The 10,501-nt window shown below is 49.3% G+C and carries 15 protein-coding genes; 8 read left to right on the top strand and 7 right to left on the bottom strand.

Going from position 1 to position 10,501, the window contains the following annotated elements:
- The 8 genes from R6242_RS07640 (at nt 1) to R6242_RS07675 (ending at nt 6,464) form a co-directional block, all read left to right on the top strand.
- Complete coding sequence (locus R6242_RS07640; protein WP_293931689.1) at nt 1–270, top strand: hypothetical protein; 270 nt, start codon at nt 1–3, stop codon at nt 268–270.
- Between the two features lie 67 nt (nt 271–337).
- A complete protein-coding gene (locus tag R6242_RS07645; protein ID WP_318425731.1) occupies nt 338–1,573 on the top strand; it encodes an NAD(P)/FAD-dependent oxidoreductase in 1,236 nt (411 codons plus the stop codon).
- Between the two features lie 43 nt (nt 1,574–1,616).
- Nucleotides 1,617–2,174, top strand: a complete 558-nt coding sequence (locus R6242_RS07650; RefSeq protein ID WP_318425732.1) for a DUF3261 domain-containing protein — start codon at nt 1,617–1,619, stop codon at nt 2,172–2,174.
- A 29-nt stretch (nt 2,175–2,203) separates the two neighbouring features.
- Nucleotides 2,204–3,394 (top strand): beta-ketoacyl-ACP synthase, encoded by a 1,191-nt coding sequence (locus R6242_RS07655; RefSeq protein ID WP_318425734.1) that lies wholly within the window; start codon nt 2,204–2,206, stop codon nt 3,392–3,394.
- A complete protein-coding gene (locus R6242_RS07660; protein ID WP_293931696.1) occupies nt 3,381–3,842 on the top strand; it encodes a hotdog family protein in 462 nt (153 codons plus the stop codon). Before R6242_RS07655 ends, R6242_RS07660 begins: the two co-directional genes overlap by 14 nt.
- A complete protein-coding gene (gene fabG / locus R6242_RS07665) occupies nt 3,835–4,566 on the top strand; it encodes a 3-oxoacyl-ACP reductase FabG (RefSeq protein ID WP_318425736.1) in 732 nt (243 codons plus the stop codon). The genes R6242_RS07660 and fabG overlap by 8 nt, the downstream gene beginning before the upstream one ends.
- The gene (locus tag R6242_RS07670; protein WP_318425753.1) at nt 4,554–5,789 is read left to right on the top strand and encodes a beta-ketoacyl-ACP synthase; all 1,236 of its coding nucleotides are present in this window, start codon (nt 4,554–4,556) and stop codon (nt 5,787–5,789) included. The genes fabG and R6242_RS07670 overlap by 13 nt, the downstream gene beginning before the upstream one ends.
- Before the next feature lie 240 nt (nt 5,790–6,029).
- The gene (locus R6242_RS07675) at nt 6,030–6,464 is read left to right on the top strand and encodes an excinuclease ATPase subunit (RefSeq protein WP_318425738.1); all 435 of its coding nucleotides are present in this window, start codon (nt 6,030–6,032) and stop codon (nt 6,462–6,464) included.
- Nucleotides 6,465–6,557: 93 nt separating this feature from the next.
- Here the strand turns inward: R6242_RS07675 and R6242_RS07680 are convergent, their stop codons facing one another.
- The 7 genes from R6242_RS07680 to R6242_RS07710 all read right to left on the bottom strand — a co-directional run bounded on the left by R6242_RS07680 (nt 6,558) and on the right by R6242_RS07710 (nt 10,128).
- Nucleotides 6,558–6,692 carry a hypothetical protein gene (locus R6242_RS07680; protein ID WP_318425740.1) on the bottom strand — a complete coding sequence of 45 codons (135 nt, stop codon included), beginning with the start codon at nt 6,690–6,692 and terminating at the stop codon, nt 6,558–6,560.
- A gap of 128 nt (nt 6,693–6,820) precedes the next feature.
- Nucleotides 6,821–7,129, bottom strand: a complete 309-nt coding sequence (locus R6242_RS07685) for a hypothetical protein (protein ID WP_318425742.1) — start codon at nt 7,127–7,129, stop codon at nt 6,821–6,823.
- An 8-nt stretch (nt 7,130–7,137) separates the two neighbouring features.
- Entirely contained in the window at nt 7,138–7,491 is a 354-nt protein-coding gene (locus tag R6242_RS07690; RefSeq protein ID WP_318425744.1) for a hypothetical protein, read from the bottom strand.
- A 180-nt stretch (nt 7,492–7,671) separates the two neighbouring features.
- Nucleotides 7,672–8,358 carry a hypothetical protein gene (locus R6242_RS07695; protein ID WP_318425746.1) on the bottom strand — a complete coding sequence of 229 codons (687 nt, stop codon included), beginning with the start codon at nt 8,356–8,358 and terminating at the stop codon, nt 7,672–7,674.
- Nucleotides 8,355–8,735, bottom strand: a complete 381-nt coding sequence (locus tag R6242_RS07700; RefSeq protein WP_318425748.1) for a hypothetical protein — start codon at nt 8,733–8,735, stop codon at nt 8,355–8,357. The genes R6242_RS07695 and R6242_RS07700 overlap by 4 nt, the downstream gene beginning before the upstream one ends.
- The gene (locus tag R6242_RS07705) at nt 8,732–9,535 is read right to left on the bottom strand and encodes a hypothetical protein (RefSeq protein WP_318425750.1); all 804 of its coding nucleotides are present in this window, start codon (nt 9,533–9,535) and stop codon (nt 8,732–8,734) included. The genes R6242_RS07700 and R6242_RS07705 overlap by 4 nt, the downstream gene beginning before the upstream one ends.
- Nucleotides 9,536–9,540: 5 nt before the next feature.
- Nucleotides 9,541–10,128, bottom strand: coding sequence for a PAAR domain-containing protein (locus R6242_RS07710; protein ID WP_318425752.1), 588 nt, complete (start codon nt 10,126–10,128; stop codon nt 9,541–9,543).
- Nucleotides 10,129–10,501: the final 373 nt, after the last annotated feature.

The following is a 10,501-nucleotide window of genomic DNA, read 5'->3' on the forward strand; positions in this document are numbered from 1 at the left end:
ATGATCAATATACTTAATCAATTTGTATTTAAACACCTGCGCACCATCGAAATGGTCGGCGTATTAATGCGTATTTTTAGCTTTAGTCTCGTCAGCTGGCTGGGGCCGCAAAGCCCATTTATGTTCGTTTGGAGCCTAAACACCATCGACGCCATCATGCTGGCATGGTGCTCGGCCATCAAACGCGATTCTGCTTACACCTTACTCAATGGCTTCTGGATTATTGTGGGCCTCATTGGCATATTGCGCGCAGGGCAATTTATCCACTGATACCACGCTCCCCAGTAGCAAGCACGACAGAACCCTCATAAAAAAATCAAAATATAGCGAGAAGAAAATGCGTTTAGAGCACACAGAAATACTGATTATGGGCGCAGGGCCATCTGGCTCGGTGGCGGCGGGTTTATTACGCAAGCAGGGCCGCCAAGTTTTAATTATTGAGAAAGAAACCTTCCCGCGCTTTTCAATTGGTGAAAGTCTTTTACCACAAAGCATGGAATACATTGAAGCTGCGGGCTTTTTGCAAGATGTGATTGAAGCAGGTTTCCAGTACAAAAATGGCGCGGCTTTTGTGCGCGGCGAGCAACGCACTGCGTTTGATTTTCGCGATAAGTTTTCCAGCGGCTGGGGCACCACTTACCAAGTGCCACGCGGCCATTTTGACCACGTATTGGCCAAGGCGGCCGCCAAAGCTGGCGCTGAGGTTCGCTACCAAGAATTAGTCACGGCGGTTGATTTGAGCGGTGAGCATCCGCTGGTTACGGTGCAATCTGCCACCGAAAGCTACCAAATCAGCGCGCGATTTTTACTGGATGCCAGCGGCTTTGGCCGCATCTTGCCACGTTTGCTACAGCTAGAAACGCCTTCTGATTTCCCAGTGCGCGGCGCTTACTTTACCCATATTGAAGACCATATTTCAGGCGACTTTGACCGCAATAAAATTCTAGTTAGCGTTCACCCAGAGCACCATGATGTTTGGTTCTGGACCATCCCGTTTTCTAATGGCCGCTGCTCGCAAGGCGTGGTTGCACGGCCAGAATTTCTAGAAAAGTACCGTGGCAATGAAACCGAGCGTTTACAGGCCATTATTGCCGAAGTACCAACACTATCTGCCGTGCTAAAAAACGCCGTCTGGGATACCCCAGCCCGCCAGTTAATCGGCTATGCCGCGAATGTCAGCAGCCTGCATGGCAAAGGGTTTGCCTTACTTGGCAATGCCGGCGAATTTTTAGACCCCGTTTTCTCTAGCGGTGTGACCATCGCGGTAAAATCTGCGGCACTTGCCGCTGCCGCTATTGAGCGCGAATTTGCGGGGGAAACCGTAGATTGGCAAGCCGACTACGCCCAACCACTGAAAGCGGGTGTGGATACCTTCAGAGCTTTTGTTGAAAGCTGGTATGCGGGCGGGTTCCAGGATGTGATTTTCTATGAAGAGCAATCAAACGATGTACGCCAGATGATTTCGGCCATTTTGGCAGGCTATGCATGGGATACCAGCAATCCTTATGTAGCCCAACCACGGCGCTTAAAAACGCTGGAGCAATTATGCGCTGCGCCTACTTCAGCAAAATAAGCGCGCAGATCATGCGGCTAAATCACCTGTCAGGAATAAACGCGTGAAATATTTGATCACCGCCCTTTTGCTGGGCTTACTAAGCGCTTGCAGCGATAAGGCTGAGCGTATTAGCCTACCCGCGCTGCGATTAGCGCCTGCTGCCTTTGCTGGATCAGTAAGCCTTAGCCAAAGGCTGACGGTGATGCCGCTACCTGCCACTGAAGCACAAAGCAGTAAAACGCTGGATGCACTACTGGAAATCGATGCCGATCAGCTCCAGTTAGCGGGCTTTGCGCTAGGGCAGCGGGTTTTAACGCTGCAATGGGATGGGAAAATACTGCAAAGTAAACGCCATCCCTTGCTGCCTGCCGCCGTTGATGAGCAGCGTATTTTGCGCGATGTGCAGCTGGTGTACTGGCCAGCAACAGCCATTCAAGCGGCTTTGCCGCCAGAGTGGCGCTTAGACGACGACGATAACAGCCGTACTTTAAGCCTTGGTGATCAAGCCATGATCCGCATTACTTACGCAGCAAAACCGCGCTGGGCAGGGCTAGCCGACTTACACAACACAGCAGAACATTACCGCTTAGTGATTGATTCAAAAGAAACAGCGCCATAAGCTGCCATCGCCTTTAAAGAAAACACACCATGAGTATTTACCTTAATCATTTAGGCATCATTTGCGCTCTAGGCGAGGGTAGTCATGCCGTGCGCAAAGCGCTATTTGCTGACGCCCCCAGCGGAGTTACCCCCCACCCCAGCCTCGGCAAATCCCTGCCTTTAGGAGCCGTCACTGAACCACTGGCAGACTGCAGCGTTTTACCTGCAGAGTTGCGAAGCCGCAACAATGCGCTGCTGCTAAGCGCCCTAGCGCAAATTCGGCCCGCCGTGGATGAAGCCATTGCCCGCCTTGGCGCACATCGCATTGGCATTGTGTTAGGCACCAGCACTTCAGGGATTGGCGAAGCGCAGAGCGCCATTGCACAGCACTTGCAAACCGGCCAGCTTCCTGAGCGTTTTCATATTGCCCAGCAAGAGTTAGGCTCTCCAGCGGCTTGCCTCAGCACACTATTAAAACTGGCAGGGCCTTCTTTAGTGATTTCCACCGCCTGCTCATCCAGCGCAAAAGCCATGGCCAGCGCAGCGCGGCTGCTCAATGCGGGGCTATGCGATGCCGTCATTTGTGGCGGCGTGGATTCACTCTGTGATTTCACCGTAGCGGGCTTTGCAGCCTTGGAGTCGGTTAGCAACGAGCGCTGCCTACCCATGAGCATCAACCGCCACGGCATCAATATCGGCGAAGGCGCGGCCCTTTTTCTGATGAGTAAAGCAGCGGGGCCGGTGGCCTTAGTGGGCTGGGGAGAAACCTCAGACGCTCACCATATCTCCGCCCCCGATCCAAGCGGCCAAGGGGCTATCAGCGCCATGCAACAGGCGCTTAATCGCGCCGAGCTCATGCCAGAGCAAATTGACTATATCAATCTGCACGGCACCGCCACTCAGCAAAATGACGCGATGGAAAGCCTAGCCGTTAACCAGCTATTTGGTGCCCAAGTACCCTGTAGCTCCACCAAACCCCTTACCGGCCATACTCTAGGTGCGGCGGGCGCAATTGAGGCGGCATTGTGCTACTTAACACTCCATGGCAACCCTAATGAACAACTCCCCCCACACTGGTGGGATGAGGCGATCGACCCCACAATTGCACCGCTGGCTTTAGTTAAAGCTGGGCAAAGCGCCAAACTGCAGTACGTTTTAAGCAATTCATTTGCTTTTGGCGGCAGCAACGCGGTGCTGATTTTTAAAAAAACTACGGGGCCGCAAGATGACGCCCATTGAATACGCCATTGGCGACATCATGCCCCACTCCGCCAGCATGCTACTGCTCGACCGTGCCATCCAAGGAGACGACAAGCAGTTTGAAGCCGAAGTCACCATCCGCGCAGATAATTTGTTTTTTAGCGGCTCTGGCGTGGGTAGCTGGGTGGGCATCGAATATATGGCCCAAACCGTTGCCGCATGGGCCGGCTGGCACGCCCGCTTAAGCGGCCAGCCACCTAAAATCGGCTTTTTGCTAGGCAGCCGCCGCTATAGCTGCAGCGTCAGTGAGTTTAGCGAGGGGCAGCGGTTAAATATCCATATCAGCAGAACTTTTCAGGCCGACAATGGCCTAGGCCAGTTTGATTGCAAGATTGTGATTAATGATCAAGAAGTGGCACAAGCTGCACTCACCGTCTTTGAACCGCTTGATGCCAGTGCATTTTTAAAAGGTAATTGTAATGAGTAATAAAACAATTCTTGTCACCGGATCTAGCCGAGGCATTGGGCGCGCCATTGCACGGCGCTTGGCTGCAGATGGTTTTGATATCGTACTGCATTGCAAAAGCCGTATCGATGCAGCACAAAGTATTGCAGCAGAAATCACCGCACTTGGGCAAAGCAGCCGCATTCTGCAGTTTGACGTTGCCAACCGCAGCCAGACCGCAGAGATATTACTTGCCGACATCGAAGCGCACGGCTGCTATTACGGCGTGGTTTGCAATGCAGGTATCGCGCTAGATAATGCTTTTCCGGCCATGCCTGGGGAAGACTGGGATGCGGTTATCCATACCAATTTAGATAGTTTTTACAATGTACTGCACCCCCTGACCATGCCTATGGTGCGGCAACGCAAACCGGGGCGAATTGTTACGCTTTCTTCCGTTTCTGGCCTCATCGGCAACCGTGGACAAGTCAATTACAGCGCTGCCAAAGCGGGGATTATTGGCGCAACCAAAGCCTTAGCAGTGGAATTAGCCAGCCGAGGCATTACGGTGAACTGCGTGGCCCCTGGTCTGATTGATACCGAAATGGTGGATGAGCGCGTATTAGAAGAAGCCATGAAAATCATCCCCGCCAAACGCATGGGAAAACCAGAAGAAGTGGCGGCGGCAGTCAGCTTTTTAATGCAAGAAGACGCCGCCTATATCACCCGCCAAGTCATTTCGGTTAATGGAGGATTAATAGGATGAAACGGGTTGTCATCACCGGCATTGGTGCCATTAGCCCTTTGGGTAACAATTGGAAAACCGTTGAAACGGCCCTAAAAGCAGGCAAAAATGCCATCCAAATCATGCCAGAATGGCAGGTATTTGAAGGCCTTAATACGCAGCTGGGCGCGCCTGCCGCACCGTTTGAGCTACCTGCGCATTACAACCGAAAAAGCACTCGCAGCATGGGCCGCGTGGCATTAATGGCCACCCGTGCTAGCGAGCTGGCCCTGATCGACGCCGGCTTACTTGATAACAATCTAGTCAAGAGCGGCCAGATGGGCATTGCCTATGGATCGTCTGCGGGCACGCCAAAAGCCATTGGTGACTTTGGCCGAATGATGGCCGAAAAAAGCACCGAGGGCATCAATGCCACCACCTACATCAAAATGATGTCGCATACGGCGGCGGTAAATATCGGTGTATTTTTTGGTATTACCGGCCGCATTATCACCACCTCTAGCGCCTGCACATCTAGCAGCCAAGGCATAGGCTATGCCTATGAAACCATCAAATTCGGCAAGCAGATTGCCATGCTGGCCGGTGGTGCTGAAGAGCTGGATGCCACCGAAGCGGCTGTTTTCGATACCCTATTTGCCACCAGCGTACAAAACGCCACGCCCGAAGCCACTCCCCGCCCTTTTGACACAAAACGTGATGGCTTGGTGATTGGCGAAGGCGCTGGAACGCTGGTGCTGGAAGAGCTGGAACACGCATTGGCGCGCGGCGCGCATATCTATGCAGAAATCGTCGGCTTTGGCAGCAATAGCGATGGCACGCATGTGACTCACCCCAACTCCGCCACCATGGCCCAAGCCATTCGCCTAAGCCTTACAGATGCAGCGCTGCAGCCTAGCGATATTGGCTATATCAATGCCCACGGCACCGCCACCGATCATGGCGACATCGCCGAATCGAAAGCCACCCATGAGGTATTTGGTGAGCACACGCCAATTAGCTCGCTCAAAAGCTATATGGGCCACACCCTTGGCGCTTGCGGGGCATTAGAGGCATGGATCAGCATCGAGATGATGAACAGCGGCTGGTTCGCCCCCACAATCAACCTAACCGAGCCTGACGAGCGCTGCGCCGCACTGGATTACATTACCGGCACAGGGCGAGCCATTGAATGCGATATCGTCATGAGCAATAACTTTGCATTTGGCGGGATCAATACATCGCTGATTTTTAAGCGCTGGGCTTAAGTCTAAAAGTTCTGTAGACACAGAGATCAATGAGTACACAGAGGGCACAGAGAAAAGCGTTAAGAAAGCGTAAAGACATTGCACTAAGCAAGATCCCAAATAACTCTATTTTGCAGCTTGGGTTAGCAGGTTTAACTATTTTCTTAGTTTTCTCCGTGTAACTCTGTGCTCTCTGTGGTTCAAGATTTGGGTTTTGTTCGTATATCTAGTTATTACAATCAAGCACACCAAGGAATAAAAATGAAAAAATTTGCCACTTTATTAATCGCCGGTTTGTTATCGACTTCTGCATTTGCACGCGATACCGTATTACAAATTCCATTGGCCGATGTATTGGCAATGCCAGAGGCTCAGGGTAAATTGGATGGAACGGTTAAGTTTTATTTGGCAGGGCAAAAAACACCGCCAATTACCCAGCAATTTTCTGAAGATATTTCAAATCCCAAAACCAATGCCTTAGGTAAAAGCGATGAATTTGGCTGCAAATGGGCAGCACTTTCTGCCTTGATCTCTTTTCAGAATTCAGCCAAACGCGAAGGCGCAAATGCTGTGGTGGATTTGGTGAGTTATTACAAGAAGAACGAAACAAAAAGCGACACCACCATTGAATGCCATGCAGGTGGATTTATCATTGGCGTAGCACTAAAAGGCCGCTATGCGAAAGTGGCAGAGTAAATACTAAAAAGATCTGTATACACAGAGCTCAGGAAGAACACAGAGCACACAGAGAAAGACCCTAAGATTTTTATGTGTGCTCCGTAAGTTCTTTTAGCGTAAAGGCTTTTTTAGGGAGGCAGGCTCAGCCAGCGCATAAACATCCACACCCTGCTGGGCCAGCAAGGCCTCCAGTGCGGGCATGAGTGCGCCGAGTTTTTCTTCTAGCGCATCGCGTATGGTATCCACCACCACTTGCGTAGCGCGCTCGATTAAAAAGCAAGCCGATAAACTGGCGCGACTCTATCCGCATCAATCAAGTTGACTAACTGCGGGAGTATCGCCTTCTCAAATCCGATTTAGTTCCTCATCGGGCCTCACTGTTCGAGAATTAAAGCAATGTAGATTTGGTGCTTGAGACGGCTGAAAAGATGCTGGCTATTATTTTCAATAATCAATCTAACCCCTTTTAGAAGCTCGGCTTTATCAAAACCAGACCACACAGAAGGGGCGGGGACAGAGAGGTTGGGCGCGCAATATGGGGCGACCTCTTCAAATAAAATACGTTCCAGTGGGTTCAGGTCTACGCCTCTGACCTTGCCCGCAATTTCTTGATAATCAATCTCATTGTCTACAAATAGGTCTGACAGCGCTTCCCATATTTCCTCTCTACTAGGCTCATTCATCGGCAGCCTCAAGCGGCCTCCACGTGGCGTCTTAGCTCTCTCCATAACTCTTGATATTTCCAGCGTAGGTACGCAACATAAACCTGATGTTTGAAGCGTTTCCATTCCGATGTTTGATTCTCTTTGATTATTGCTAAGATGCCCTCTTGTAAATTTTCGCGCTGAAAACCAGTCCAAATAGGAGGAATGGGAGAAGAAAAGTTCACTGCACAGTAAGCCGATACTTCATCAAAAAAAATGTACTCCAGCGTTTCTAGGTCAACTTCTTTGACTTTCTTCGCGATAATTGGAAAATCGGTTTCGGTATCAACATATACATCCGATAAGGCTTCCCATACATCTAGGCGTTGCTGTAAATTCATCGAACTCCCCATTTGGTGAATTCTTCAAGCTCTTCATCGTATGCTTCAAGTGTCGCATTGACAGCGGCTCCTGCGACCATTGATCCAGCTAATACTACAGCTACAGCGCAAAAAGGGGCTGCTGGGCCACTAGTAATTTTTTAATGGGCTTACTGAGTAATATTGAATATTTTTATATTCTCAGTTGAATTGAAACAGATCAAAGGCTCCTTCGATAGTTTTTCCTGAGAATCTAGGTTTGGCGGTGACTTCAAAACCTTTAGGCTGAATGTGGTGATATACCACCTGGAATGTTCGAGCGAGCGAATCGTCAAATTTCCATTCCGGCACATACAAACTGCGACGTGATGAGCCACGGATAAGACCTTTACAAGAAGCAAAACGCTTAGGAATTTTGTAAAGCTTGGCCGATGCAGTCGGTTCGGTAATTATATAAGCGCTCCGATATGGAGTAGTTCGAGAAACGTCAGGCTCTAGTGATTCAATGCATAAAACTGCATTTTGGGGATGATCATTAGTATTTACATAGAGCGCCACCCCTCGGGGGTCTAGCCCAGTCACCGCTTCATCATTTAAGCGAAATGAATTTTCTAGGTTAGCGGTGATACTGTGACGCCCAGTGATAATTTTTATCTGATTGCCATGTAATTCAAAATATAACTTTCCTCCTGAAAGTTGACCTTCCCATGTCAAAAATGGCGTCTCATCACCCTCTTCAAATCCGATTGATAAGTTTTTATTTTTATCGGTAAATACCTTGTTTTTCTGTGCATTGTAAAATGTGTCGCTATCTATTGTATTTTCGATAGCCCCTACAATGGATGAGGCGCAGGCTAAAGCAGTAATAAATAATAAATTTTTCCTCATCGAGCCTCACTCTGAAAGGTATTCAGAGTGAGGTAGCCGATGAGTTCTTTCCACTCTTTGCGAAAATACCATCGTAGGAAGACTACATACCCTTTATGCCTCATGCGTTTGATGAGTGATTTTTCATTCTCATGAATGATGGTTTTAATCCCTGAACATAGTTCTTCACGATTAAAACTCACCCATACAGGAGGGACTGATACCAGTAGATTTATCCCGCAAAAAGCAGCTACTTCTTGGAAAAATATGTATTCTAGAGTTTCAACGTCAGCACCAAAGGCTGCTAATTTCTCGGCAATTCTGGGGTAGTTGACATCGTTGTCGATAAATACATCGGACAAAACAGCCCAAATCTCAATTCGCTGTTCTTCGTTCATCGAACGTCCCATTTGGTAAATTCTTCTAATTCCTCATCATACGCAGAGAGTGTTGCGTCAGCTGCTGCCCCAGCCGCCATTGCCCCTACTAAAACAACAGCAACAGCGCAAAAAGGAGCTGCTGGGCCACATATAGCAGTTACAGCAAGACCCGCAGCCCAGCCTCCAGCTAAACCCGCGCCAATCACTGTGCCCTGAGTGATTGCTTCTTTTTCTTTATTCTCAGCTTTACCAATGGAATAAATAGCGTAGCCCGCAGTAACAAGGAGACATACCTTGCCAAGTAGTCGCAGCCGTGATGTAACCGCATTCACTCTTGCCGATGAGCGTCCAGAAGCTTCAATCACTGCATAGTAGATTTTATTCTTCTCGACGGATGTTAAAGCACTGTAAGGCTTCTTAAAAATGCCATCTGCGTACTTGTCTAACAACACCTGCATGGATGTGCCTTCTTTCTTCAAGCTCTTTGCGAAAGATTTGCCAACGGGTGAGCTAGCAACACGCAGTTCTTCCATGATCCTGTTACGCATTGTCTGAGAAAATTCCGCTCCTTGCTTCACGGACATTTTTCCATTTGCGACATCTTCTCTTATTTGCTGTGAGATTCGCTTGATATTCTTTGAATAATTCTGCCTTTCAATCCCGTCATGAATGCAGTTCTCAGCAAACTTAGCGGCAGCAGCTTCAAAGGCTGCAATATTATCTTCTAAGAACCCCTTAACGGCATTTGTTTGATTGACAGGGTAAAGACCGGAAAGCGTTGTAGCACCGTTTTGTGCTGCTGCAGGGTAGTCGCTCATGTCAATTAACCAGTGATGTGTTTTAGTAGTGCTTGCGCGACGGAATTGCCCGTGTTTGCTCCTACTGGGGCAAACTCCAAGCGACTAGCTGTCTGACCTGTAGGATTGTTGAAGGCCAGCAGATTGGTACTATCGAATATGCCGCCCATCTTTGAACCGTCATCAAAGTGAGCAGTACATTGAAGCCCTTCACACGAACCGATTTCATCGAGCGTAAATTTAATCCACTTGGACGAATCGCTTGTGGCGACCGGCGTGTTTGCAGCCAGTGCTTTTGCTATTTGGCTTTTTGGGGGCGGGCTTGCTGAGCTAGCTGCGCCGGAAGCATCATCAACTGTGGCCTGACCTTGCGTGGCAATCAACGTTGCACCACATGAGGTCAACATCCCCTCCACCGCAACATTCTTGCCCATAAAGGTGTAATTACTTGCCCCAGCAACAATGGTGAAGGTCGTTTTGCACTGCGGACATTGACCTTTATGGCCAACTCCTGCCGCATTTTTGCCATAAATATTGAGTGTTGAAAACCCTTCCAGCACGACGCCGCCATGCGAGGTTAGGTCTCCTATGCGAATAATAGCGCGCTTAGCCACAGTTCTCGCCCTGATATGGTTTGGGTACAAAGATAGGGTCAAGTAAACCTTCAATCGGGGGCTCATCTGCATATTGAATAATTACAGAGTCGTTATGTATCGGTCCCGTGATCGTGTCGCCATTTTCGAGTGCGCTTCCGACTAATGCCGCAGGTTGAACGCCGAACACCAACGCAATTCCCGCGCCACTGATAATCCGTGTTTCGCTGCCGTCTTGATAACGCACCGTGTTACCGACTAGTCCAATACGTTTCCTGATTATGTCTCTTGCTCAACCTCCTTGCTCAAACCACCTAAAAGGCCTAAGGTGAACGAACGTTCTTTTTTGGAGTGGTCGTCATGGCAATCAACCCAATCCAGATGCAAAAGGGGC

Origin of the sequence: Iodobacter sp. CM08, from assembly GCF_033446605.1 — a bacterium.
Taxonomy (GTDB): Bacteria; Pseudomonadota; Gammaproteobacteria; order Burkholderiales; family Chitinibacteraceae; genus Iodobacter.

What these genes read in the sequence shown, in the direction of transcription:
- R6242_RS07640 (WP_293931689.1), top strand. Translation starts at nt 1, where the DNA reads ATGATCAATATACTTAATCAATTTGTATTTAAACACCTGCGCACCATC.
- R6242_RS07645 (WP_318425731.1), top strand. Translation starts at nt 338, where the DNA reads ATGCGTTTAGAGCACACAGAAATACTGATTATGGGCGCAGGGCCATCT.
- R6242_RS07655 (WP_318425734.1), top strand. Translation starts at nt 2,204, where the DNA reads ATGAGTATTTACCTTAATCATTTAGGCATCATTTGCGCTCTAGGCGAG.
- R6242_RS07660 (WP_293931696.1), top strand. Translation starts at nt 3,381, where the DNA reads ATGACGCCCATTGAATACGCCATTGGCGACATCATGCCCCACTCCGCC.
- fabG (WP_318425736.1), top strand. Translation starts at nt 3,835, where the DNA reads ATGAGTAATAAAACAATTCTTGTCACCGGATCTAGCCGAGGCATTGGG.
- R6242_RS07675 (WP_318425738.1), top strand. Translation starts at nt 6,030, where the DNA reads ATGAAAAAATTTGCCACTTTATTAATCGCCGGTTTGTTATCGACTTCT.
- R6242_RS07685 (WP_318425742.1), bottom strand. Translation starts at nt 7,129, where the DNA reads ATGAATGAGCCTAGTAGAGAGGAAATATGGGAAGCGCTGTCAGACCTA.
- R6242_RS07690 (WP_318425744.1), bottom strand. Translation starts at nt 7,491, where the DNA reads ATGAATTTACAGCAACGCCTAGATGTATGGGAAGCCTTATCGGATGTA.
- R6242_RS07695 (WP_318425746.1), bottom strand. Translation starts at nt 8,358, where the DNA reads ATGAGGAAAAATTTATTATTTATTACTGCTTTAGCCTGCGCCTCATCC.
- R6242_RS07700 (WP_318425748.1), bottom strand. Translation starts at nt 8,735, where the DNA reads ATGAACGAAGAACAGCGAATTGAGATTTGGGCTGTTTTGTCCGATGTA.
- R6242_RS07705 (WP_318425750.1), bottom strand. Translation starts at nt 9,535, where the DNA reads ATGAGCGACTACCCTGCAGCAGCACAAAACGGTGCTACAACGCTTTCC.